At 58.2% G+C, this 25,319-nt stretch carries 12 protein-coding genes, 2 tRNA genes and 3 rRNA genes; 2 read left to right on the top strand and 15 right to left on the bottom strand.

Annotation, left to right across the window (positions count from 1 at the left end):
• Positions 1–27: 27 nt before the first annotated feature.
• Together mmsB and ACSPX5_RS27365 are read right to left on the bottom strand one after the other, a co-directional pair.
• The gene (gene mmsB, locus ACSPX5_RS27370) at positions 28–915 is read right to left on the bottom strand and encodes a 3-hydroxyisobutyrate dehydrogenase (RefSeq protein ID WP_169428744.1); all 888 of its coding nucleotides are present in this window, start codon (positions 913–915) and stop codon (positions 28–30) included.
• A 9-nt stretch (positions 916–924) separates the two neighbouring features.
• A complete protein-coding gene (locus ACSPX5_RS27365) occupies positions 925–2,451 on the bottom strand; it encodes a CoA-acylating methylmalonate-semialdehyde dehydrogenase (RefSeq protein WP_439820619.1) in 1,527 nt (508 codons plus the stop codon).
• A 148-nt stretch (positions 2,452–2,599) separates the two neighbouring features.
• On the opposite strand from ACSPX5_RS27365, the gene ACSPX5_RS27360 reads away from it, so the two are divergent.
• Positions 2,600–3,547, top strand: a complete 948-nt coding sequence (locus tag ACSPX5_RS27360; protein WP_439820618.1) for a LysR family transcriptional regulator — start codon at positions 2,600–2,602, stop codon at positions 3,545–3,547.
• Here the strand turns inward: ACSPX5_RS27360 and ACSPX5_RS27355 are convergent.
• The 13 genes from ACSPX5_RS27355 to ACSPX5_RS27295 form a co-directional block, all read right to left on the bottom strand.
• Complete coding sequence (locus ACSPX5_RS27355) at positions 3,544–4,044, bottom strand: OmpA family protein (protein WP_439820617.1); 501 nt, start codon at positions 4,042–4,044, stop codon at positions 3,544–3,546. The genes ACSPX5_RS27360 and ACSPX5_RS27355 overlap by 4 nt on opposite strands.
• Entirely contained in the window at positions 4,044–5,312 is a 1,269-nt protein-coding gene (locus tag ACSPX5_RS27350; protein ID WP_439820616.1) for a diguanylate cyclase domain-containing protein, read from the bottom strand. The genes ACSPX5_RS27355 and ACSPX5_RS27350 overlap by 1 nt, the downstream gene beginning before the upstream one ends.
• The gene (locus ACSPX5_RS27345) at positions 5,309–5,884 is read right to left on the bottom strand and encodes a YfiR family protein (RefSeq protein ID WP_439820615.1); all 576 of its coding nucleotides are present in this window, start codon (positions 5,882–5,884) and stop codon (positions 5,309–5,311) included. Before ACSPX5_RS27345 ends, ACSPX5_RS27350 begins: the two co-directional genes overlap by 4 nt.
• Positions 5,885–6,002: 118 nt before the next feature.
• Positions 6,003–8,111 (bottom strand): exodeoxyribonuclease V subunit alpha, encoded by a 2,109-nt coding sequence (gene recD, locus ACSPX5_RS27340; protein WP_439820614.1) that lies wholly within the window; start codon positions 8,109–8,111, stop codon positions 6,003–6,005.
• A complete protein-coding gene (gene recB, locus ACSPX5_RS27335) occupies positions 8,108–11,797 on the bottom strand; it encodes an exodeoxyribonuclease V subunit beta (RefSeq protein ID WP_169428737.1) in 3,690 nt (1,229 codons plus the stop codon). The genes recD and recB overlap by 4 nt, the downstream gene beginning before the upstream one ends.
• The gene (gene recC, locus ACSPX5_RS27330; protein WP_439820613.1) at positions 11,794–15,246 is read right to left on the bottom strand and encodes an exodeoxyribonuclease V subunit gamma; all 3,453 of its coding nucleotides are present in this window, start codon (positions 15,244–15,246) and stop codon (positions 11,794–11,796) included. The genes recB and recC overlap by 4 nt, the downstream gene beginning before the upstream one ends.
• 153 nt (positions 15,247–15,399) lie before the next feature.
• Positions 15,400–15,515: ribosomal RNA gene (gene rrf, locus ACSPX5_RS27325) — 5S ribosomal RNA — on the bottom strand.
• Positions 15,516–15,680: 165 nt separating this feature from the next.
• Positions 15,681–18,569 (bottom strand): 23S ribosomal RNA (locus tag ACSPX5_RS27320).
• Between the two features lie 247 nt (positions 18,570–18,816).
• Positions 18,817–18,892: transfer RNA gene (locus ACSPX5_RS27315), tRNA-Ala, on the bottom strand.
• 30 nt (positions 18,893–18,922) lie between these two features.
• Positions 18,923–18,999: transfer RNA gene (locus ACSPX5_RS27310), tRNA-Ile, on the bottom strand.
• A gap of 81 nt (positions 19,000–19,080) precedes the next feature.
• Positions 19,081–20,617 (bottom strand): 16S ribosomal RNA (locus tag ACSPX5_RS27305).
• The 16S, 23S and 5S rRNA genes sit together here with 2 tRNA genes alongside, the layout of an rRNA operon.
• A gap of 633 nt (positions 20,618–21,250) precedes the next feature.
• Entirely contained in the window at positions 21,251–22,744 is a 1,494-nt protein-coding gene (locus ACSPX5_RS27300; protein WP_169428735.1) for a CoA-acylating methylmalonate-semialdehyde dehydrogenase, read from the bottom strand.
• Between the two features lie 75 nt (positions 22,745–22,819).
• Positions 22,820–24,169, bottom strand: a complete 1,350-nt coding sequence (locus tag ACSPX5_RS27295; RefSeq protein WP_127796838.1) for an aspartate aminotransferase family protein — start codon at positions 24,167–24,169, stop codon at positions 22,820–22,822.
• A gap of 139 nt (positions 24,170–24,308) precedes the next feature.
• Between ACSPX5_RS27295 and ACSPX5_RS27290 the strand changes: the two genes are divergently transcribed.
• Positions 24,309–25,229 (top strand): LysR family transcriptional regulator, encoded by a 921-nt coding sequence (locus tag ACSPX5_RS27290; protein ID WP_007958517.1) that lies wholly within the window; start codon positions 24,309–24,311, stop codon positions 25,227–25,229.
• Positions 25,230–25,319: the final 90 nt, after the last annotated feature.

Below are 25,319 nucleotides of genomic sequence, written 5' to 3'. Positions count from 1 at the left end.
CTGCGACGAGCGCAGGCCTGACGACGATTACTGCGGTTTACGATAGCTGTTGATGATCGCCGAGAAATCCTTGCCACCTTCCCCACGCTGACTCATCGCCTGATACAACTGCTGCGCCACCGCGCCCAGCACCACCGGCTGATGGGCCTGACGCGCCGCTTCGGTAGCCAGCCCCAGATCCTTGAGCATCAGCTCCGCTCCAAAGCCACCTGTGTAACCACGCGAGGCCGGCGCGGTTTCGACGATGCCCGGCCACGGGTTGTACATTTCCGAGCTCCAGCAACGCCCGGTCGAGCTGTTGATGATCCCGGCAAGCACCGTGGTGTCGATGCCCAGCGCATCGCCCAGCGCCATCGCCTCGCTGACGCCGACCATGGAAATGGCGAGCAACAGGTTGTTGCAGATTTTGGCGATCTGGCCGGTGCCGACCTCACCGCAATGCACGATGTTGCGGCCCATCTGCGCCAGCACCGGTTGCAGGGTGGCGAACAGTTCCGGGGTGGCGCCGACCATGAAGGTCAGCGTCCCGGCCGTGGCGCCGCCGGTGCCGCCGGATACCGGGGCATCGGCCATGGCCACGCCTTGCTTGGCGGCCGCCGCCGCCACATCGCGCGCCGTCTGCGGATCGATGGTGCTGCAATCCACGGCCGGCACGCCTTTGCCGATCCCGGCCAGCACGCCGTCCTCACCGAGCCAGACGCTGCGCACATGCACGGCGGCAGGCAGCATGGTGATCACCAATTCGGCATCTGCAGCAGCTTCGCGAGCCGAGGCACGGATGGTGCCGCCCAGTTGCTCAAGTTCCGCCAGCACGGTTTTGTTCAGGTCCACCAGATTCAGCGAATGCCCGGCCTTGATCAGGTTGCGCGCCATCGGTGCGCCCATGTTGCCCAGACCGATAAATGCGATTTTCATGGCCATTCCTCAGCGCAGGTTGATGGTGGTGTTCACGCCGTCGTTGACGCTGTCGTCATCGAACCAGCGCGCCGTGACCGTTTTGGTCTGGGTGTAGAACTGCACCACTTGCTTGCCGTACGGGCCGAGGTCGCCGAGTTTCGAACCGCGCGAACCGGTGAAGCTGAAGAACGGCACCGGCACCGGAATCGGAATGTTGATGCCGACCTGACCGACGTCGATTTCAGTCTGGAACTTACGCGCCGCCGCACCGCTCTGGGTAAACAGGCCCGTGCCGTTGCCGAACGGGTTGGCGTTGACCAGCGCGATGGCCTGGTCGAGGGTGTCGACTTCCAGCACCACCAGCACCGGGCCGAAGATTTCCTGGGTGTAGATCTGCATGTCGGTGGTCACCCCGGAGAACAGGGTCGGGCCGACGAAGTTGCCGTTCTCGTAACCCGGCACGCTGATGTCGCGACCGTCCAATTCGAGTTTCGCGCCTTCCTTGATACCGCTTTCAATCAGATCGAGAATCCGCGCCTTGGCCTTTTTCGAAATGACCGGGCCGACATCAGTGCCTGGCTCGCTGCCGGCGTTGACCTTGAGTTTCTGCGCCAGCGCTTTCAGATCCGGCAACCACTGCTTGGCCGCACCCACCAGCACCACCACCGAAGTGGCCATGCAACGCTGACCGGCCGCACCGAAACCGGCGCCGACCAAGGCATTGAGCGCTTGCTCGCGATTGGCATCCGGCAGCACTACGGCGTGGTTCTTTGCACCCATCATCGATTGCACGCGCTTGCCGTGTTTACCGGCCAGGTCATAAACGTGAGTGCCGACGGCGGTCGAACCGACGAACGAAACCGCCTTGATGTCCTTGTGGGTGCACAGGCCATCGACCACGTCCTTGCCACCATGGACGACGTTGAGCACACCGGCCGGAATGCCGGCTTCGATCGCCAGCTCCACCAGCAGCATGGTCGACAGCGGATCCTGTTCGGACGGCTTGAGCACGAAGGAGTTGCCGCAGGCGATGGCCATCGGGAACATCCACAACGGAATCATTGCCGGGAAGTTGAACGGCGTGATGCCGGCGCAAACGCCGATCGGCTGGCGCAAGGTGTAGGTATCGACACCGCCGGCGACGTTCTCGGCGAACTCGCCCATTTGCAGACTGCCGATGGAGCAGGCGTGTTCGACCACTTCCAGACCACGGAAAATATCGCCCTCGGCATCGGCAATGGTTTTGCCCTGCTCGGCGCTCAGCACCACGGCAATGCGCTTGGAATGCTCGCGGATCAACGCCTGCAGCTTGAGCATGATGCGCATGCGCGCGCCGATCGGGGTCAGCTTCCAGGTCTGGAAGGCGCGCTGGGCGGCGCTGACGGCAGCGTCGACTTCAGCGGCGGTGGCGAACGGGACTTTGGCCAGTACCTGTTGGGTCGCCGGGTTGACGATGTCGTGCCACTCGGTGGTCTGCGACTCGACCCACTCGCCGTCGATCAGCAGCTTGACCTTCTGGACCGTGGTTTCGTTGGGCGTAAGCGATGCGTTCATGCTGGTCTCCAGAAATTGTTTTTATCTTGGGAGCCAAGGCGAAGGTTCGCCTTGAGATGAGGCGTGTGTCACGAATTGGTTGTCGGGCTGTTTTTGGAGTATAGATGTGCAAACTTCTAATAAGAACGCACATATAAGCCCGTCCATCATGCAAAAAAACATCACGTCTCTAGGTTCGCTGAACTGGGACGACCTCAAGTTTTTCCTCGAAGTCGCCCGTACCCGCAAGGCCAGCACAGCGGCCAAACGCCTGGCGGTGGACTACACCACCGTGTCGCGGCGGATCAGTTCGCTGGAAGCGGCGCTCGGCACCTTGCTGTTCGAAAAGTCCCGCACCAGCGGTTTCGTGCTGACTGCCGAAGGCCAGCGTCTGCTGAGCTATGCCGAATCGATCGAAAGCACACTGCACATGGCCTGCGAGCAGGTGTCCGGCTCTGGCGTCGCGCTGTCCGGGCATGTGCGGATGGGCTGCACCGAAGGTTTCGGCAGCTTCTTCATCACCCCGCAGTTAAGCCACTTCGTCGACGCCTACCCGGCAATCTCGGTGGACATCCTGCCGCTGCCACACTTCATCAGCCTGTCCAAACGCGAGGCGGACATCGTCATCGCCCTCGAACGCCCGGAGCACGGGCCGTATGTGTGCTGCAAACTCTGCGACTACCGCTTGCAGCTCTACGCAACTCAGGAATATCTGGACAAACACCCGACGATCCGCCGCCCCGCCGACCTGGGCAAGCATCAATTCATCAGTTACGTGGATGACCTGGCGTTCAGCTCGGAGCTGCTCTATCTGGCGAACGTGCTGCCCGGCGCCAGCGCCAATTTGCGCAGCACCAGCGTGATCGCGCAATTCGTGGCGGCGCAGCAGGGGCGCTCACTGGCGATTCTGCCGTGCTTCCTCGCGGCCCAGGACCCGCGTCTGTTGCCGGTATTGCCGGAGGAAATCGACATTACCCGGCAGTTCTGGATGTACTGCCGCGAGGATTTGCGCAAGCTCAAGCGGATCACCCTGTTGTGGGATTACATCAGGGAGGTGACCGAGCGCAACCAGCCGCTGTTGATGGGGCAAACGCGGGAGATGCAGTTTGCCGACTAGTCGGCGCTGACCACGATCGACACCCGGCGGTTTTCGGTGCGGCCGGCAGCGGTGTCGTTGGAGGCCACCGGTTCGCGGCTGCCAAGGCCTTGCAGTTGGATGTTCTCTTCCTTCATGCCGACCGACGTCAGCACTTTGCCGACACTTTTTGCCCGGCGCAAAGACAGCTGCTGGTTGTAGGTTTCCTTGCCCGAGGCGTCAGTGTGGCCATCCACTCGTACCCGTTCGATGCCGACACCCAGCAACGCTTTGCCGATACGCTCGACGATTTCGGTACTTTGCTTGTTCAGGCTTTCGACATCGCTGCCAAACAACACTTTGCCCGACAGGCCGAACTCCCAGCCGTCGTCGGTCAGCTCAAAGCCTTGCTGCTTGAGCACGGCAATCTGCGCCGGTGTCAGGCCATTTTGCGGAGCGGTCTGGCATCCGGTCAGGGCCAGCATGGCCGTCAGCAATAGAGTGGAAAACAGTCGAACGGCAATCGAGAACACGGGCATCAGCTCCTGGTTTGAACGGGATCGACCGGGTGCTCCGACCCGGCGGTGAATTGGGCGCCACGAGACAGGCGCTTGGCTTGATACATCGCGGCGTCGGCCGCATCGAGCAAGGTGCCGGGCGTGGCGCCATGATCGGGGTAAACCGCAATACCGATACTGAGCGAGGTCACCACAAGGGTGTCGCCCGGTACCGCAATGGGGGTGTCCATGCTGGCGAGAATCTTGTCGGCAATTCGCTCTGCATCTTCGGTCTTGTGCAACGGTGTCAGCAGAACGGCAAATTCATCACCGCCCAGACGCGCTACCAAATCCTCTTCACGCAACTGCGCCCGCACCCGGTTCGCTACCGCTACCAAGACCGCATCACCGGCCGCGTGGCCAAAATTGTCATTGATTTCCTTGAAACGATCACTGTCCAGAAACAGCACCGCTACGCGCTCGTTGAGTTTGCTGGCGCTGCGCAATGCACGAATCAGGCGGCCCTCGAAAAACGCCCGGTTGGGCAGTCCCGTGAGGCTGTCGTGTGTCGCTTGGTGGGCAAGGGTTTCGTTCTCGTTTTGCAGGTGGGTCTGCCACGATTCCAGCTCATCGAGCAGAGCATTGAAGTCGTTGCCGAGGTTGTCGAGTTCGGCGATTTTCGCCGGTGGTACGCGCCGGTCCAGCGCACGTTCGCTGCGGGCGGCGTGGGCCACTGCGGCGAGGCTGTGCAATGGCCCAGTAATTCCGTGCAACTGGCGACGCGCCAGAAAGAGCGCGACCCAGGCGCTGATCGCGGTGCAGAGTACGATCCCCGCCAGTCCGCTCAACAAAAAGCGCATCAGGCTGCCACCGTGGCCGGTCAGCAAAATCCGGCCGATCTCATGATCCTGATGCAGGATCGGCAGACTGATCGGCTTTTCCAGGATTGCCCCCGTCACTTGCATTTCCAACGCGGAAAACAGGCCGTTCTCCGGACGCTGCCAGTGCGCCAGCACTTGACCCTGATTGTCCAGCACCTGAGCGTCTGCCACCTCTTCGGTCGAGGCGATCAGCGCCAGCGCTTCCGTCGCGGCGGCCTTGTCGTTGAATACCACCGCGGCTTCCACGGTGTAATTGATCGAGCGGGCGATGAGGTGCAGGTTGTGATCGGCATAGACCCGCAGCGCCAGGACGCCGAGCAGGGTCAACGACACACTGGCCATCGCCACGGCCACCAGCGCGACAATCAAATGCCCGCGACCGATGACCGAGCCCAGGGTCGGACGTCCAGTGGAAGGGTCACGTCTCATGGGGCCGCCGGCTTGCGGCGCGACAACTGCAGCACGCTTGGATGAATACGAACACCACTACGGGCGACGGAATCGAGATTGACTTCGAAAGACACCTGCTCGTCGCCAACCCGCAGGCAGAACAGGCTGCCGACCGTGCACTGATCGCCGCCCTCGCTGATGCTCAGTACAGGATGGCCAATCAGCGACGCGAACAATCGGCTGCGTTCATCGGCGGTAAGTTTGCCGATGTAGACGGCGTCGCATTCACTGACGACCGACGGGTTGTCTGCCAGCAGACGACGCACGGTGACAGGCCGTCCTGTCGCCTGTGTCGTGCCTTTCACCAGATCATCCGTGTATTCGGTGGGACCGACGATGCACAGACGCAACTGTGCAGGTTCGACCGGCCAGCGCGCATAACTGAGAATGCCCAGCACCACTTGAGTGACCGACCTGGCCCTTTGCTCAGCCATACCCACTGGCGTTTCCGGCTGGGCAGCCGCTACACCTGTGAGCAAACAGAGCAGAACGGCAAGCAACGCTCGCTTGCTGTCAACTACGCGCTCTGTCGCCCAGACAGCCAGCTTCATGCAGGGATTCTCTTGGATCGTTACGAAATGATGCCGCAACGATAGCACAGCGTTGGAACGCCAGCGATACAGCCCCTCTGACCGGTCGGTAAGATAACGCCGGCAATCATTGGCAGCTTCACCCTCGAAGCGTCGCCCCCTCCTCCAGTTCCAGCATCAGACCGCTCAAGCGCTTGACCTTGCGCTGCACCGCTTCCTCGAATACCCCGGCTCGCGGTTCGATCAAGGTGAACCAGTGTTTGGCTCGGGTAATGCCGGTGTAGATCAGCTCTTTGGTCAATACCGGATTCAGGGCGTCGGGAAGGATTAACGCGGTATGGGCAAACTCCGAGCCTTGCGACTTGTGCACCGTCATGGCGTACACGGTTTCCACATCATTGAGCCGGCTCGGCAACACGAACCGCACCCCACCGCGCCCATCGTTACGCGGGAACGCCACCCGCAGCACCAGTTCACCGGCGTTCGGCCCCTCTCGTTCAGGCAGTTTGAGAGCAATGCCGATGTCACCGTTCATCAGCCCCAGGCCATAGTCATTGCGGGTCATCAGGACCGGACGACCTTCATACCATTGCTGGTCACGGTCAATCAGCCGCGCCTTGATCAGCGCGTCGGTGATGCGCTGGTTCAGCCCCTCGACGCCCCACGGCCCTTTACGCACCGCGCACAGCAGCTGGAAGGTATCGAACGCCTGCAAGACCTCACGCGCCCAATCGAGCCAACCGGGATGCTCAAGGGGAGCTCCGGCAGGCGGGCGCTGATTGCGCAGAACGCTCAAGTAATGCCGATAACCGCAAGGGCCCTCGCCATGCCCTTCCAGAACAAGACGCTCCAGTGCGTGGTCCTGCTCACCTTTGAGCGCCAGTGAATACACATCGTCATGGCTTCGTGCAGCCAACAGTTGGCGCGCCTCATCCGGCAATTGCTGATTCACCCGTCGCGCAAGCTGACCGATGCCACTGCCCTCGCCGAAACGCCGCGAGTGACGCAACATCACCACTTGCTGCGCCAACGGGTGCGTACCGTCGCTGTCCTCGTGCAAACCGGCGTCCTGCAAGGATTCCCCACTCACGGACTCCAGCCACTGACGTGTCTGCGGACTGTACCAACCCGCCTCGGCATCGCGGCACAAATCCCCCAGCACCGCACCGGCCTCGACAGAGGCCAGTTGATCCTTGTCGCCCAACAACACCAGGCGAGCATGTGACGGCAACGCATCAAGCAGGTTGGCCATCATTTCCAGGTCGATCATGGATGCTTCGTCGACCACCAACACATCCAGCGGCAAGCGGTTGCCCGCATGATGACGAAAGTGCCGGGTACCGGGACGACTGCCCAGCAAGCGGTGCACGGTCGTTACCTCGGAAGGGATTTTTTCCCGAACGGCCTCGGCGACTTTCAGCGATTGCACTTGCTGGCTGATGGACTCGGTCAACCGCGCAGCCGCTTTACCCGTGGGCGCGGCCAGACGAATACGCAAAGGCTGGCCGGCTTCGACGGCGGGAGCCTGAAGCAAGGCCAGCAAACGCACCACGGTGGTGGTCTTGCCGGTGCCCGGCCCGCCCGTGACGATGCTGAAAGCACCTCGAGTCGCCAGTGCGCAGGCGAGTTTCTGCCAGTCGATCACCCCGGTTTTCATTGCCGCCCCGAACAACTCGTCAAGACGCTGCGACAGGTCGCTCGGCGTCGATTCATGCTCCGCGAGGCGCTGACGCAGTGCCGTGTCGATGCGTCGCTCATAGGCCCAGTACCGCCGCAGGTACAGGCGTTTGCCGGACAGCACCAGGGGACATTGCCGTGCAGCCTCACTCTCGTCGGCAGCCAGCGCCACCAGCGAGCTGCCGGCCAGCACCTTGCACCAGTGCGCCCCTTCCAGGGTTTCAAGCAATTGCGATGGCAGCAACAACACACCCGATTGCACGTCCCCCTCCGGCGGCAGGGACAGGGCGAAGTCCGGAGCCTTGAGGGTTTCAAACAGATCCAGGCACACATGACCATGACCGAGCTGGTGACTGGTCAAAGCGGCGGCAAGCAGAACCAGCGGGTCGGCGTCTGGCACCAACTCATGAAGAAACGTCACGAATGCCTTGTCCAGAGCCCGCAGCCATCCTCGTTCTACCCAGTGGGTCAGCAACTGCAGCAAGTCCTCGGCCCGCAACAGGGGCGTCAGTTGGGCAAGACTGTCTGCATCCAGCGCAATCGGCGACAAGTGCGCAAAGGTGCGGCTCATAGCAACTCTCCCTGTTCCCATACCGGCTCGGATTTCGGTTCCGGTTTGCCCTGGAACATCCGGTCCAGACGCTCGATCAGCTCCCGCGGCGGTCGCACGAAATACACACCACCGCTGTCGGCACGAGTGCCCCGCAGGAACAGATACAGCGCACCGCCAACATGCCGGTCGTAATCGTAATCGGCGAGGCGGGCCTTGAGCTGACGATGCAGAGCCAGCAGATACAACACATATTGCAGATCGTAGCGATTTTCCAGAATCGACTGTTCCATGGCTTGTTCGGTGTAGGCGGCGTCATCGACGCCCAGCCAGTTGGATTTGTAGTCCGCCACGTAGTAACGACCGTCATGTTCGAAGGTCAGGTCAATGAAGCCTTTGAACATGCCGTTGAGTTGCACCGCTTCGGCGGCGACCCGGGCAACACCGCCGTGGGTGAACTTGCGAACCTGTTCGTCGAGTCTGACGACATCGACCTTGTGGCTGGCGAACCAGAACTCCATCTCGACCCGATACCGTTTCAATTGCTCCAATACGACCGGTGGTCGGCCGGTACCTGCGGGCATCGGCGACTTGAGCAGATGCTGCAGCCAGTCACTGAGGGTCGTGATCCAGCCTTCCCAGCCGCGACGATTGCAGCGTCGGCCGATCGCGTCTTCCAGTGCCTCGCGTGAAACCGCGAAACCTTCATCACCGGCCCATTCGAGCAGTCCGTGGAGAAATGTTCCCGGATTCGGTCCACGAGGGAAGCGGTGAATATCAGCGCCTCCCGGGATGATCTCCCGGGGGGCGTCGGGTTCAAGGCGCTCGTCGTCGAACAGTTTCTGCGCTTGCGGACTGTCCGGCGCGTCCTCACTGCCCATACTCAACACATCACTGATCCGCAAAGCACTGTAGGAGGCGATCCACCAGTTTTCGCTGGCCTTGCGTTTGGGTACCAACGTGGCACTGAGGGTTGCTTCGTTGCGCGGTGGCCGGTAGTGGTCACTGGTCGCCAGCGGCATTTCAACGATGCTCAGCGCAGGACAGTGCTGTTGCAGATCATCGAGCCAACGAATCAAACCGCTGGACTCACTCAGTGACGCACCACCACCCAGCAAATAGCCAAGTGCTGAAAGATGCAGGACCGAACTGCTGTTATTACCGCGCTTGAGGTCCGTCACGCCAAGCCAGCAGGCATGTTGTGCCCTGGTCAGCGCGACATAGAGCAAACGCAGATCCTCCGCCAGACGCTCATTGTCGGCCAGGGCAATCAGCTCGGCATCAGGCTTGAGACTGACCCGAGCGTTGCCGGATGCATCGTGGTAATGCAACGGCAGCCGACTGCCATCCACGGGTTTGGCCGAGCAGATGAAGGGCAGAAACACCAGCGGATACTCAAGTCCCTTGGACTTGTGAATGGTCACGACCTTGACCAGTTGCTCGTCGCTTTCAAGGCGCAGGATCTGCTCCTCACCGGCTTGACCAGACAACGCCAGGTGCTCGGACAAATGCCGGATCAGCGCCTGCTCTCCATCCAGTTCCGAGGCCGCTTGTTGCAGCAGCTCCGACAAGTGCAGCAAGTTGGTCAGCACCCGATCACCGTCACTGCGTGCAATCAAGGTTCGAGGCAAATGGAAGTCATGCAGAAAGCGCCGCAACATCGGCAGCACGCCTTGTTTGCGCCAGATCTCGCGATAGGCTCGGAACTGCATGACGCGTGCCTCCCAGACCAGTTCGTCCTGATTCAGGCGCTCCAGCTCTGTCAACGGCAGATTCAACGTGGTGCAGGCCAGGGCTGCTTTCAACGAGCGCTCGACATCCGGTTCGGCACAGGCCTTGAGCCAGGCCAACAGGTCATGGGCCTCTTGAGCCGCGAAGACAGAATCCTTGTCCGACAGGTAAACACTGCGCACCCCTCGGGCTGCAAGCTCACCGCGTATCGCTTGAGCCTCTTTGCCGTCGCGCACAAGAATTGCGATGTCCGCCGGTTGCAGCCCGCGAAAATCCCCGCCGTCCTGCGCGAAACCAGCGCTGCCCGTTTGTCCGCCATTGAGCAGGGCAGTGATTTCACTGGCGCAGGCCGCCGCCAACTGCTGGCGATAGACCGCACCGGAGACTGGTTGCTCGGTAGATAAACGCCAGACATTCAGCGCCGGCACGTCTTGCCCGCAAATCAGTAAATGTTCCTTGCGCCCCTGAGAATCCACCGGCTGAAACGGCACCGGGTTATCACCGTTTGGCTCTCGAAACAGGAACGCGCCGCGTCCCTGTTCACGGGACTCCGCACGCTCGAACACCTGATTTACCGCCTTGACCATCCCGTGACTGGAGCGAAAGTTCGTGCCCAACGTATGTAGCCGCCCGGCGGTTGCTATTCGCGCACGCAGGTAGGTGTAGATGTCCGCACCACGGAAGGCATAGATCGCCTGCTTCGGGTCCCCGATCAGAAACAGACCGGTCTCGGGTTGGTTTTCCTCGATGCGATAAATGCTCTCGAAGATCCGGTACTGCACCGGGTCCGTGTCCTGGAACTCGTCGATCATGGCGACCGGAAACTGCTCGCGGATAAGCGTGGCGAGTCGCTCGCCGCCTTCGGATTGCAAGGCTGCGTCGAGTCGCAGCAGCATGTCGTCGAAACCCATTTCGGCACGTCGACGCTTTTCTTCCTCAAAGCGCTCGCCCACCCATTTGGCGGCGTGCTGCAGCACCGCGGCATCGGGGGTTGGCAGCCCGTCGAGGCTCGACTTGAGTACCTGCATGGCGTCCAGCCCCGGATGGCTCGGTGGCTCGCCTTTCCAGGCTTCGGCCATGCCCTCAGGCGTCAGCCGGGTAAATCCGGTTCCGATATCCAGTTGTTCCTCAGACTCGTCTCCGGCCCAGGTCTTGAGCTTTTCGAACCAAGACTCGAAGTACCGGGCCTGAATCTTGCGCCCGTCGACTGTCTTGCTGGCGACGCCCTGATGACAAATGGCAAGCAGCTCATCCGCCCACTGCTGCCACGGCTTTTTCAATTCAACCAATGCAGCCCGGCGCTCTTGCAGGCACTCTTCGATCAATTCAGCCGGAGATCTGCCTTGCGCTCCATTACGTTCAGTACCGAAGAGAGCACGTACACGAGGCAACAAAGCGGCCGGCCCTCCCCAGTGACTGCGAACCCAATTCAGGGCATCCCCCTGCATCGGATAACAGAACAGGCGCCAGTAATCGCGGAGCACTTCGCCCAGCAGATCGCTGTGATCGGTTTCGAGGGTCTGGGTAAACAGGCTGCCGCTGTCGAATGCGTGTTCGCGAAGCATGCGCTGACACCAGCTGTGGATCGTCGAGACGGCAGCCTCGTCCATCCATTGCGCGGCGATATCCAGTCGGTTGGCGCAAACGGGCCATTGCTGAGGGTCGAACTGCGCGCGTAGCTCGTCGATCAACGTATCAGGGGGCGGCGTCTCGTCACGGAAGAAGCGTGCGGCCTCGGCCAGGCGTGTGCGAATGCGCTCGCGCAACTCCTTGGTCGCCGCATCGGTGAAGGTCACCACAAGAATCTGCGGTGGCAGCAGCTCGCGACCGAAGCCACTCGCATCACCTCCGTGACCAAGGATCAGGCGCAGATACAACGCAGAGATCGTGAACGTCTTGCCAGTACCTGCGCTGGCCTCGATCAGTTGACTGCCCTTCAACGGAAACGACAGGGCAAGTGGCTGCCTTGCACTCATGAACGTACCCCCGCGCTGGCCAAGGATTGCCAAGGGGCTTCGATCACTGGGCGGTATAAAGCGTTGCACCAATCGGGGAAGGTCTCCTCGGCCAACAACGCATCGAAATCCGGGAACTGTCGCGCCAGGGCGGGGCTTTCGCGTCGCTCACCTTCGCTGGTCTGACCATCCCCCTCGTAGGCTTTGCGGGCAGCGGCTTCAGCCTTCAGCGAGTCATTCTGACCCAGCCATGCAAAAGCGGTTTTCACCACAACCGGGAGCGGTTGACGCATTCCTGACTGCCAGGCGAGCAGCAGATCTTCGAGTATTCTCCAGGCCCGATCCTGTTCCATTGGTTCCAATAAAAGGGTGTCGTCACTGGCGACCAGCGCAGTCGTCAAAGCAAGCCCACTTGCACAAGCGACCAGATGACTGACCCATGGTTTGGTCAGACGGTGCCATTTGCGGTTTTTGATCGAACCGATGCTGTTGGGGATCGTCGTCACCGACAACACCCCGCCATCGGCGCGTTGGTGCAGACCTCCAAGCCACCCTTCCAGCCGTAATCCCTGCCATTGAAGATTGATCGGGGTGGCACCGGTCAACGGAGTTGGCCAAAGCGTCAGCAGTTGATGATAGCGGTGCAGCAAGTCAGGAAGCGGTTCGATCAACTCTCGCTGCAGGCACTCACCGAAACCCGCCATGGGCAGCAGCCCGCTGTTTTGCAGGCGCCGCGCTTGAGCTTCAAGCGCCTGATCGACATTCTCCGGTTGTCTCAAGGCTGCTTCCAGAAGGCTGCCGCTCAGTGAGTATCGTTGCAATGCGTCAAGCACAAAGGGTTCTTCATCCGCCTGAGGTGCCTGCGCCGCTTCGAAGTAAACCTTCAGTCGCTGGGTAAAAAAGTGTCGAACCGGGTTACGCAGAAAGTCCTGCAGCAATGCGAGACTCAGGGGCTCTTCCTGAACATGGGGTCCAAGCTTACTTGCCACCTCAGTAGGTTCATGATGCTGGTGCAGCACCTGCCATTCGCTGGCATAACTGAACAGCTCGTTGCCTTCATGAAAGTAGCGTGAGCTGAATGGCTGGAGTGGATGCTCCTGAGTCAGGACTTCCAGAATATTGGCCTTTTCATCCGTCGTTCGCCAACCACTGGCGAGATGATCACGCAACTGACCGATAAGTACCGAGGGTGGTCGTTCACTGTTGTCACGGATACTGCGCCCGACCCAACTGATGTAAAGCTGATGGCGAGCAGACAGCAGCGCTTCCAGCAACAGATAGCGATCATCCTCACGACGGGAGCGATCTCCCGGCCGGTAATCACTGCCCATGAGGTCGAAGTCCAGCGGTGGTTGTGCCCGGGGATAATCGCCATCGTTCATGCCCAGAAGACAAACCAGCTTGAATGGAATCGCCCGCATCGGCATCAGGGTACAGAAGTTCACTGCACCGGCCAGGAATCGCTGGGACAAACGCCCCTGATCCAGCCCTGCCAGCCATGCCTCGCGAACAACGGTCAGCGGTAACTCGTCTTCAAGTCCGACGGACTCGCAGGTCTCCAGCCATGTCTCGCGCAGCTCCTCGAGCTGAGTCAGCAAGTAGTCGTCATGCTCATTGCTGGCCTTGAAAAACAACTGCATCAGTACCTGTAACCGACTCCCCCACTCTTGAGGTTTCGCAGGCTTCAGTAATTGCTGGTGCGAATACTCCAAGGCATCCAGCAAGGCGACCAGAGGACCGATCAACGCAGCATCGAGACCGCCAATTTCATCGTAGGGCTCGATGCCCGCGCAGGCACTGGAATCGCCAACTGCATATCCGAGGAGCATCCGGCTCAGGCCAAAACGCCAGCTGTTTTGCTCCAGTTCATTTGGCAATCCCAGTCCGGCACGTTGGTCAGCGTCCATCCCCCAACGCACACCGGCGCCTTCGATCCAGCGATGCAGAGTCGGCAAATCCCGCTCCTCCACACCGAACCGTGCGCGTAACGCCGGAACATCGAGCAAGTCGAGGATTTCGCTGACGGGAAAACGACTGTCTGGCAGTTTGAGCAGGTGCTCGACAGCGATCAGTAATGGATCCCGACCCCGTTGCCCCTGGTCTGCCAGCGTGAAAGGAATGAACCGAGGATCCTGACGGTCCAGTTGTCCGAACACCGCACGGACATGCGGTGCATAACTATCGATGTCAGGCACCATCACGATCACGTCACGAGGGCGTAATTGCGGATTGGCGCTGAAGCGGGCCAGAAGCTGGTCGTGGAGAATCTCTACTTCGCGCTGCGCACTATGGGCTATGTGGAATCGAATCGATTGGTCCTGCTTCAAATCGACCTCAGGCCAGAGCTCACGGGTCTCGCTGAGTGGACGCAGCTCCAGAATGTCATCCTGCAACTGGTTGAGCATGTTTTGTGGAAGAGTGTCACTGAACAGGTCGATACGGCCGTTGCGAAATGCCGCCCGATAGCTGCCGGGGTCGTCATAGCTGTCCAGCAGATTAATGTAGTCACGGCCTTGCTTGCCCCAGGCGGCAAGCAGCGGATGGGCGTGTTGATGCAGCGACTCTGGATCCAGCACCACGGGCATGCCGTTCTTGCGAGCCTGACGCTTGTATTGATGACGCAACAGATCCTTGTCGGCAACGATATCGGCCCAATGATAACGGCAAGGGTTGTGCACGCAGAGCAGAACCTGGCTGAAACGGGCCAGCCCTGCCAATGCTTCCAATACTTGCGCGGGCAGCGAAGAAATTCCGAAAACGATTACCCGAGACGGCAAGCCTGTCGGTGCATATTCAAGATTGTTGATGCGCTCGATGAATCGCTGGTGCACGCCTGCCCGACTTTGAGCCATGCCCTGCTCACCGACATCTTCAAGCAATGCACGCCATAGCTCTGCCTGCCAGCAACTGGTGCTGGGAAGTGGTTTCACTTCCCCCCTGACATTTCGTAGCTGATGGCGCCCCTCGGCCCAATCCTCAAGCCAGTCGGCACGGTATACCTGATATTGATCGAACAGATCCGCCAATCGCTCGGACAACTGGTAGCGCTTGCGCAAGTCGGTGTCATGGGTCAGGAATCGTTGCAGTGGTTCGAAATACGGCAGGTTGATGAGCTGCGGCAGCAAGCGCATCAGTCGCCAGGTCAGAGGGGCCTTGTCGAGCAAGGACTTGGCCGGAATCTCATCTCGCCCCAGCACCATGCGGTAAAGCTGCCACATGAAGCTGCCCGGCAATTGCACATCAATTGCGGCGGCAATGCCGCAGCCGCCAAGGTCATCCTCTTCAGGATCCTCGGCTAACGCGAGCTTGAGCCATTGGGCTATGCCGTTGCTCTGCACGAGCGCAATTTCGTTCTCCAAGGGAGCCAACGGATAACGCCGCATTATGCCGATCACAAGGCTGCGCAGTTCGTCCAGGCTGTTGCTCTGAACCACCATGAATGCAGCATTGAGGGACTGTGTGTCCGGCATAAGGCTTCCTTGGAAAAATACAAAAGCTAGGGCTGAACCTTAGCATTGTCGGCCGGCGAGGACAGCCGCAAGGCGGCTGAGAATGCTGTAAGAACTTTCCTGCGGGCAAAACAAAACCCCAACTGCTTTCGCAATTGGGGTTTCGGAATTTAATCTTGACGATGACCTACTCTCACATGGGGAAACCCCACACTACCATCGGCGATGCATCGTTTCACTTCTGAGTTCGGGATGGGATCAGGTGGTTCCAACGCTCTATGGTCGTCAAGAAATTCGGGTACTGACTCGTGACCGGACGGCCTCGCTTCAGCAAATTGGGTATGGGATAGTTTTCGGTGCTTTGTGAGCGTCGAACTTTCGGTTCGTTTCGTCTTCACACACCGCAATCTGGTTGCTCTGGTTTAGAGAGCCGACGCAAATTGCTTGGGTGTTATATGGTCAAGCCTCACGGGCAATTAGTATTGGTTAGCTCAACGCCTCACAGCGCTTACACACCCAACCTATCAACGTCGTAGTCTTCGACGGCCCTTCAGGGAACTCAAGGTTCCAGTGAGATCTCATCTTGAGGCAAGTTTCCCGCTTAGATGCTTTCAGCGGTTATCTTTTTCCGAACATAGCTACCCGGCAATGCCACTGGCGTGACAACCGGAACACCAGAGGTTCGTCCACTCCGGTCCTCTCGTACTAGGAGCAGCCCCTCTCAAATCTCAAACGTCCACGGCAGATAGGGACCGAACTGTCTCACGACGTTCTAAACCCAGCTCGCGTACCACTTTAAATGGCGAACAGCCATACCCTTGGGACCGGCTTCAGCCCCAGGATGTGATGAGCCGACATCGAGGTGCCAAACACCGCCGTCGATATGAACTCTTGGGCGGTATCAGCCTGTTATCCCCGGAGTACCTTTTATCCGTTGAGCGATGGCCCTTCCATACAGAACCACCGGATCACTAAGACCTACTTTCGTACCTGCTCGACGTGTCTGTCTCGCAGTCAAGCGCGCTTTTGCCTTTATACTCTACGACCGATTTCCGACCGGTCTGAGCGCACTCGTACTCCTCCGTTACTCTTTAGGAGGAGACCGCCCCAGTCAAACTACCCACCATACACTGTCCTCGATCCGGATAACGGACCTGAGTTAGAACCTCAAAGTTGCCAGGGTGGTATTTCAAGGATGGCTCCACGCGAACTGGCGTCCACGCTTCAAAGCCTCCCACCTATCCTACACAAGCAAATTCAAAGTCCAGTGCAAAGCTATAGTAAAGGTTCACGGGGTCTTTCCGTCTAGCCGCGGATACACTGCATCTTCACAGCGATTTCAATTTCACTGAGTCTCGGGTGGAGACAGCGCCGCCATCGTTACGCCATTCGTGCAGGTCGGAACTTACCCGACAAGGAATTTCGCTACCTTAGGACCGTTATAGTTACGGCCGCCGTTTACCGGGGCTTCGATCAAGAGCTTCGCGTTAGCTAACCCCATCAATTAACCTTCCGGCACCGGGCAGGCGTCACACCCTATACGTCCACTTTCGTGTTTGCAGAGTGCTGTGTTTTTAATAAACAGTCGCAGCGGCCTGGTATCTTCGACCGGCATGAGCTTACGGAGCAAGTCCTTCACCCTCACCGGCGCACCTTCTCCCGAAGTTACGGTGCCATTTTGCCTAGTTCCTTCACCCGAGTTCTCTCAAGCGCCTTGGTATTCTCTACCCAACCACCTGTGTCGGTTTGGGGTACGGTTCCTGGTTATCTGAAGCTTAGAAGCTTTTCTTGGAAGCATGGCATCAACCACTTCGTGTTCTAAAAGAACACTCGTCATCAGCTCTCGGCCTTAAGATCCCGGATTTACCTAAGATCTCAGCCTACCACCTTAAACTTGGACAACCAACGCCAAGCTGGCCTAGCCTTCTCCGTCCCTCCATCGCAATAACCAGAAGTACAGGAATATTAACCTGTTTTCCATCGACTACGCTTTTCAGCCTCGCCTTAGGGACCGACTAACCCTGCGTCGATTAACGTTGCGCAGGAAACCTTGGTCTTTCGGCGTGGGTGTTTTTCACACCCATTGTCGTTACTCATGTCAGCATTCGCACTTCTGATACCTCCAGCAAGCTTCTCAACTCACCTTCACAGGCTTACAGAACGCTCCTCTACCGCATCACTTACGTGATACCCGTAGCTTCGGTGTATGGTTTGAGCCCCGTTACATCTTCCGCGCAGGCCGACTCGACTAGTGAGCTATTACGCTTTCTTTAAAGGGTGGCTGCTTCTAAGCCAACCTCCTAGCTGTCTAAGCCTTCCCACATCGTTTCCCACTTAACCATAACTTTGGGACCTTAGCTGACGGTCTGGGTTGTTTCCCTTTTCACGACGGACGTTAGCACCCGCCGTGTGTCTCCCATGCTCGGCACTTGTAGGTATTCGGAGTTTGCATCGGTTTGGTAAGTCGGGATGACCCCCTAGCCGAAACAGTGCTCTACCCCCTACAGTGATACATGAGGCGCTACCTAAATAGCTTTCGAGGAGAACCAGCTATCTCCGAGCTTGATTAGCCTTTCACTCCGATCCACAGGTCATCCGCTAACTTTTCAACGGTAGTCGGTTCGGTCCTCCAGTCAGTGTTACCTAACCTTCAACCTGCCCATGGATAGATCGCCCGGTTTCGGGTCTATTCCCAGCGACTAGACGCCCTATTAAGACTCGCTTTCGCTACGCCTCCCCTATTCGGTTAAGCTCGCCACTGAAAATAAGTCGCTGACCCATTATACAAAAGGTACGCAGTCACAGAACAAAGTCTGCTCCCACTGCTTGTACGCATACGGTTTCAGGATCTATTTCACTCCCCTCTCCGGGGTTCTTTTCGCCTTTCCCTCACGGTACTAGTTCACTATCGGTCAGTCAGTAGTATTTAGCCTTGGAGGATGGTCCCCCCATATTCAGACAAAGTTTCTCGTGCTCCGTCCTACTCGATTTCATGACCAAGAGATTTTCGCGTACAGGGCTATCACCCACTATGGCCGCACTTTCCAGAGCGTTCCGCTAATCTCAAAGCCACTTAAGGGCTAGTCCCCGTTCGCTCGCCACTACTAAGGGAATCTCGGTTGATTTCTTTTCCTCAGGGTACTTAGATGTTTCAGTTCCCTGGTTCGCCTCTTGCACCTATGTATTCAGTACAAGATAACCATCTTGTGATGGCTGGGTTCCCCATTCAGACATCTCCGGATCAAAGTCTGTTTGCCGACTCCCCGAAGCTTTTCGCAGGCTACCACGTCTTTCATCGCCTCTGACTGCCAAGGCATCCACCGTATGCGCTTCTTCACTTGACCATATAACCCCAAGCAATCTGGTTATACTGTGAAGACGACATTCGCCGAAAATTCGAACTTCTCAATTAAGAGAACTCACAAATTTTACCTTAGCCTGATCCGTTACCAGTGAAAGTAACGTTCAGTCTATCTTTCTATCACATACCCAAATTTTTAAAGAACGATCCAGTCAAAGACTAGAAATCAACATTCATCATCACACTGATGGAATGCTCATTTCTAAGCTTTCAAACTTCAGAAGCAGTAGTGGTGGAGCCAAGCGGGATCGAACCGCTGACCTCCTGCGTGCAAGGCAGGCGCTCTCCCAGCTGAGCTATGGCCCCGTATTTCTACAGGCGTTTCCCACACAAAATTGGTGGGTCTGGGCAGATTCGAACTGCCGACCTCACCCTTATCAGGGGTGCGCTCTAACCAACTGAGCTACAGACCCAATTTCGGGCTGCTTCTATCGTCTTCTTCAATGAATCAAGCAATTCGTGTGGGAGCTTATGGAGCAGCTGATGTCGTCGATTAAGGAGGTGATCCAGCCGCAGGTTCCCCTACGGCTACCTTGTTACGACTTCACCCCAGTCATGAATCACACCGTGGTAACCGTCCCCCCGAAGGTTAGACTAGCTACTTCTGGTGCAACCCACTCCCATGGTGTGACGGGCGGTGTGTACAAGGCCCGGGAACGTATTCACCGCGACATTCTGATTCGCGATTACTAGCGATTCCGACTTCACGCAGTCGAGTTGCAGACTGCGATCCGGACTACGATCGGTTTTATGGGATTAGCTCCACCTCGCGGCTTGGCAACCCTTTGTACCGACCATTGTAGCACGTGTGTAGCCCAGGCCGTAAGGGCCATGATGACTTGACGTCATCCCCACCTTCCTCCGGTTTGTCACCGGCAGTCTCCTTAGAGTGCCCACCATTACGTGCTGGTAACTAAGGACAAGGGTTGCGCTCGTTACGGGACTTAACCCAACATCTCACGACACGAGCTGACGACAGCCATGCAGCACCTGTCTCAATGTTCCCGAAGGCACCAATCCATCTCTGGAAAGTTCATTGGATGTCAAGGCCTGGTAAGGTTCTTCGCGTTGCTTCGAATTAAACCACATGCTCCACCGCTTGTGCGGGCCCCCGTCAATTCATTTGAGTTTTAACCTTGCGGCCGTACTCCCCAGGCGGTCAACTTAATGCGTTAGCTGCGCCACTAAGAGCTCAAGGCTCCCAACGGCTAGTTGACATCGTTTACGGCGTGGACTACCAGGGTATCTAATCCTGTTTGCTCCCCACGCTTTCGCACCTCAGTGTCAGTATCAGTCCAGGTGGTCGCCTTCGCCACTGGTGTTCCTTCCTATATCTACGCATTTCACCGCTACACAGGAAATTCCACCACCCTCTACCATACTCTAGCTCGCCAGTTTTGGATGCAGTTCCCAGGTTGAGCCCGGGGATTTCACATCCAACTTAACGAACCACCTACGCGCGCTTTACGCCCAGTAATTCCGATTAACGCTTGCACCCTCTGTATTACCGCGGCTGCTGGCACAGAGTTAGCCGGTGCTTATTCTGTCGGTAACGTCAAAATTGCAGAGTATTAATCTACAACCCTTCCTCCCAACTTAAAGTGCTTTACAATCCGAAGACCTTCTTCACACACGCGGCATGGCTGGATCAGGCTTTCGCCCATTGTCCAATATTCCCCACTGCTGCCTCCCGTAGGAGTCTGGACCGTGTCTCAGTTCCAGTGTGACTGATCATCCTCTCAGACCAGTTACGGATCGTCGCCTTGGTGAGCCATTACCTCACCAACTAGCTAATCCGACCTAGGCTCATCTGATAGCGCAAGGCCCGAAGGTCCCCTGCTTTCTCCCGTAGGACGTATGCGGTATTAGCGTTCCTTTCGAAACGTTGTCCCCCACTACCAGGCAGATTCCTAGGCATTACTCACCCGTCCGCCGCTGAATCCGGGAGCAAGCTCCCTTCATCCGCTCGACTTGCATGTGTTAGGCCTGCCGCCAGCGTTCAATCTGAGCCATGATCAAACTCTTCAGTTCAAACATCTTTGGGTTTTTAAGAAACCCTAAACTTGGCTCAGCAATCGTTGGTTACATCTTTGATTTCTCGCGGAGTAACTTGTGATGCTGATAATCTTGTTGACTATCAGTCTGACTCCACAAGCACCCACACGAATTGCTTGATTCAGTTGTTAAAGAGCGGCTGGTTAAGAGCTTTCGTCTCAACCGAGGCGCGCATTCTACAGCAGCCTCATTTGCTGTCAAGTGATTATTTTCAGAAGTTTTCGAAGATTTCCTCAACAACTTCAACCACTTGCGCTTCCGATCTCTCGTCAGCGGGAGGCGAATTCTACAGCGTTACACGCTGCTGTCAACACCTCTTTTTCTCCGCTTTCGACCGAGAAGATCGAACCGTTGAAAGCGCCAGAAAAACCGGCATTTCCAACTCCTTCCAGGCTTCGATGATCTGAAGCAAACCGCTATCGAAAACCGTGTAACTCATTGAATCTCAAGGAGTTTTCCGTTTCGACTGCGCCGGAAGTGGGGCGAATTATAGACCTCCAGAATCTGCCGTCAACCCCTAATTTCACAAATCTGTCATATCAGTCAAAAAAGCCCGAAAACGAGAAGGCCGACCTTAAAAGGTCGGCCTTCTTTGCGTTGCCCTTCTACTTACAAGCTAGGGAATGCGAACTGCGAAGCTTCATGACTCGCACGCTGTGGCCAGCGCTGGGTGATCGCCTTGCGACGCGTGTAGAAACGCACACCATCGGGGCCATAGGCATGCAGGTCGCCGAACAGCGAACGCTTCCAGCCACCGAAGCTGTGGTAAGCCACCGGTACCGGCAATGGAACGTTGACACCGACCATGCCGACTTCAATCTCGTCGCAGAACAGACGCGCCGCTTCACCATCACGGGTGAAGATGCAGGTACCGTTGCCGTATTCGTGATCGTTGATCAGTTGCATCGCCTCTTCCAGGCTGTTCACCCGAACGACGCACAACACTGGCCCGAAGATCTCTTCTTTATAGATGCGCATCTCAGGGGTGACGTTGTCGAACAGGCAGCCACCCAGGAAGAAGCCTTCTTCATGACCGGCAACGCTCAGACCACGACCATCGACCACCAGGGTCGCGCCCGCCGCCACGCCGTCTTCGACATAACCGCTGACTTTGTCGCGGGCCTGACCGGTAACCAGCGGCCCCATGTCCAGACCGCAAGAAGTACCGGCACCGATCTTCAGCGCCTTGATCTGTGGAACCAGTTTGGCGACCAGTGCGTCCGCTACCTGGTCGCCCACACACACGGCCACCGAAATCGCCATGCAGCGCTCACCGCAGGAGCCGTAAGCCGCGCCCATCAGTGCGCTGACCGCGTTGTCCAGATCCGCATCCGGCATCAGCACCGCGTGGTTCTTCGCGCCACCCAGTGCCTGAACGCGTTTGCCACGCTTGGTACCTTCGGCATAGATGTATTCAGCAATCGGCGTCGAGCCAACAAAACTCAGCGCTTTGACTTCCGGCGCTTCGATCAGCGCGTCCACCGCAGTCTTGTCACCGTGCACCACGCTCAGTACACCTTTCGGCAAACCCGCTTCCAGCAACAATTGAGCGATCAGCAGCGTCGAGCTTGGATCACGCTCGGACGGTTTGAGGATGAAGCAGTTACCGCAGACAATCGCCAGCGGATACATCCACAGCGGCACCATGGCCGGGAAGTTGAACGGAGTGATACCGGCCACAACGCCCAGCGGCTGGAAGTCCGACCAGGCATCGATGTTCGGGCCGACGTTGCGGCTGTATTCACCCTTGAGGATTTCCGGGGCTGCGCAAGCGAACTCGACGTTCTCGATACCGCGCTTCAGCTCACCGGCGGCATCTTCCAGGGTCTTGCCATGTTCTTCACTGATCAACTGTGCGATGCGCGCTTCGTTCTGCTCCAGCAGTTGCTTGAAACGGAACATCACCTGGGCGCGTTTGGCCGGTGGCGTATTGCGCCAGGCCGGGAACGCAGCCTTGGCGGCATCAATGGCTTTCTGGATGGTTTCCTGGCTGGCCAGCGGCAGCTTGTGGATAGCCTGACCGGTGGACGGGTTGAACACATCGACCGCGCGGCCGTTCTCGGTCACCAGTTCGCCATTGATCAAATGCGGGATAACGCTCATCGAAAACTCCTGAATTCTTGTGCGCAGGCGCCCGCAAGGGCACCTGCTATTGGCGTATCTATATAGAAGGAAAAATCAGTCGAGCTTGTTCAGCACTTCGCCGACCGCGTCGAACAGACGATCAAGGTCCTGCGGCTTGCTGTTGAAGGTTGGGCCGAACTGCAGGGTGTCGCCGCCGAAGCGCACGTAGAACCCTGCTTTCCACAACGCCATGCCGGCTTCGAACGGACGCACGATGGCGTCGCCGTCACGGCCCGCGATCTGGATCGCACCAGCCAGACCGAAGTTACGAATGTCGATGACGTTCTTCGCACCTTTCAGACCATGCAAAGCGTTTTCGAAATGCGGTGCGACCTCGGCCACGCTCTGTACCAGGTTTTCCTTCTGCAGCAGATCGAGGGCTGCCAGACCTGCGGCGCAAGCCACCGGGTGTGCCGAGTAGGTGTAGCCGTGCGGGAATTCCACGGCGTATTCCGGGGTCGGCTGGTTCATGAAGGTCTGGTAGATCTCGGAGCTGGCAATCACCGCGCCCATCGGGATCGCGCCGTTGGTGACTTGCTTGGCGATGCACATCAGGTCCGGGGTCACCCCGAAAGTAGTGGCGCCGAACATGGTGCCGGTACGGCCGAAACCGGTGATCACTTCGTCGAACACCAGCAGGATGTTGTGCTGATCGCAGATTTCACGCAGGCGCTTGAGGTAACCCTGTGGCGGAACCAGCACGCCAGCGGAACCGGCCATCGGCTCAACGAACACCGCTGCGATGTTCGAAGCATCGTGCAGCTCGATCAGCTTCAGCAGTTCATCGGCCAGTGCGATACCGCCCTGCTCCGGCATGCCACGGGAGAAGGCATTGCTCGCCAGCAGAGTGTGCGGCAGGTGATCGACATCCATCATCGCCTGACCGAACAGTTTGCGGTTGCCATTGACACCACCAAGGCTGGTGCCGGCGATGTTCACACCGTGGTAGCCACGTGCACGGCCGATCATTTTGGTCTTGGTCGACTGGCCTTTCAGGCGCCAGTAAGCGCGGACCATTTTCACTGCGGTGTCGGCGCACTCGGAACCGGAGTCGGTGAAGAACACGTGATTCAGGTTGCCCGGCGTCAGGTCGGTGATTTTCTCCGCCAGCTGGAACGACAGCGGGTGGCCGTACTGGAAGCCCGGCGAGTAATCGAGGGTGCCCAACTGCTTGGCCACCGCTTCCTGGATTTCCTTGCGGGTATGCCCGGCGCCGCAGGTCCACAGACCGGACAGCGAGTCGTACACCTTGCGGCCCTTGTCGTCGATCAGCCAGCTGCCTTCGGCGCCAACGATCAAACGCGGGTCGCGCTGGAAGTTACGGTTGGCGGTGTACGGCATCCAGTGCGCGTCCAGCTTCAGTTGGCTGGCCAGTGGCGACGACGCGTTTTCAGGCATGTTCATCGGGCAAAACCTCGCAGGGCAATAAGCTTCAGGGAGATAGAAAGCGTTGTTGCAGCTAAATTGCCACGGGGATAAAGTCGGTGAAATCCAACTCTTCTAACCTTCAGTTAGAACTCTGCTAAACAATGAGAACAACAGCATGAGCAGTCGTCGCCCCGATCCACTGGCCCAGGTCAGTGACTTTGACATTCGCCTGTTGCGGATTTTTCGCAGCGTGGTGGAGTGCGGCGGCTTCTCGGCAGCAGAAACCGTGCTCGGCATCGGTCGCTCTGCGATCAGCCAGCAGATGAGCGATCTGGAGCAACGCCTCGGCCTGCGTCTTTGCCAGCGCGGGCGCGCCGGTTTCTCCCTGACCGAAGAGGGCCGCGAGGTTTATCAGTCGGCGTTGCAGCTGTTGAGTGCACTGGAAAGTTTCCGCACCGAGGTCAACGGCCTGCATCAGCACCTGCGCGGCGAGTTGATCATCGGCCTGACCGATAACCTCGTCACCCTCCCCCACATGCGTATCACCCATGCACTGGCGCAGTTGAAGGAGCGCGGGCCGGACGTGCAGATCCAGATCCGCATGATTGCCCCCAATGAAGTCGAACAAGGCGTGCTCGACGGCCGTCTGCATGTCGGTGTGGTGCCGCAGGCCAGTGCGCTGTCGGGACTGGAGTATCAGCCGCTGTACAGCGAACGTTCGCTGCTTTATTGCGCGGTCGGCCATCCGCTGTTTTACGTCGATGACAAACAACTGGATGACGAACGCTTGAACAGCCAGGACGCCATCGCCCCGACCTTCCGTTTGCCGGCGGAGATCCAGGCGCACTATCAGGCGCTCAATTGCACCGCCAGTGCTTCCGACCGAGAAGGCATGGCATTCCTGATTCTGACCGGGCGTTACATCGGTTATCTGCCGGATCACTACGCCAGTCTCTGGGTGCAACAGGGACGGCTGCGTGCGCTCAAGGCCAGCACGCGGTTCTATGATTTGAGCCTGGCCTCGGTCACCCGCAAGGGCCGGCGTCCGCATCTGGTGCTGGAAAGTTTTCTCGAAAGCCTGGCCGCGACCCGCTGATGAGCGGCGTTTTATTGCCCGGGGCTTGTCGCAGGCCGATGGTTGCGCTATCAACGCAACTGGTTGCACCCCACAGACAAACCCGGAAGT

Origin of the sequence: Pseudomonas sp. HLG18 (assembly GCF_051903985.1) — a bacterium.
In the GTDB taxonomy this organism is placed as follows: domain Bacteria; phylum Pseudomonadota; class Gammaproteobacteria; order Pseudomonadales; family Pseudomonadaceae; genus Aquipseudomonas; species Aquipseudomonas fluorescens_BT.
The sequence above is the reverse complement of the archived record's forward strand: the minus strand, read 5'-3'. Positions and strand labels throughout refer to the sequence as shown.

Coding starts and splice junctions, on each gene's coding strand:
- recD (WP_439820614.1), bottom strand. CDS start 8,111: ATGAGCCGCACCTTTGCGCACTTGTCGCCGATTGCGCTGGATGCAGAC.
- ACSPX5_RS27355 (WP_439820617.1), bottom strand. CDS start 4,044: ATGCCCGTGTTCTCGATTGCCGTTCGACTGTTTTCCACTCTATTGCTG.
- ACSPX5_RS27300 (WP_169428735.1), bottom strand. CDS start 22,744: ATGAGCGTTATCCCGCATTTGATCAATGGCGAACTGGTGACCGAGAAC.
- ACSPX5_RS27360 (WP_439820618.1), top strand. CDS start 2,600: ATGCAAAAAAACATCACGTCTCTAGGTTCGCTGAACTGGGACGACCTC.
- mmsB (WP_169428744.1), bottom strand. CDS start 915: ATGAAAATCGCATTTATCGGTCTGGGCAACATGGGCGCACCGATGGCG.
- recB (WP_169428737.1), bottom strand. CDS start 11,797: ATGAGTGCAAGGCAGCCACTTGCCCTGTCGTTTCCGTTGAAGGGCAGT.
- recC (WP_439820613.1), bottom strand. CDS start 15,246: ATGCCGGACACACAGTCCCTCAATGCTGCATTCATGGTGGTTCAGAGC.
- ACSPX5_RS27365 (WP_439820619.1), bottom strand. CDS start 2,451: ATGAACGCATCGCTTACGCCCAACGAAACCACGGTCCAGAAGGTCAAG.
- ACSPX5_RS27290 (WP_007958517.1), top strand. CDS start 24,309: ATGAGCAGTCGTCGCCCCGATCCACTGGCCCAGGTCAGTGACTTTGAC.
- ACSPX5_RS27350 (WP_439820616.1), bottom strand. CDS start 5,312: ATGAGACGTGACCCTTCCACTGGACGTCCGACCCTGGGCTCGGTCATC.
- ACSPX5_RS27345 (WP_439820615.1), bottom strand. CDS start 5,884: ATGAAGCTGGCTGTCTGGGCGACAGAGCGCGTAGTTGACAGCAAGCGA.
- ACSPX5_RS27295 (WP_127796838.1), bottom strand. CDS start 24,169: ATGAACATGCCTGAAAACGCGTCGTCGCCACTGGCCAGCCAACTGAAG.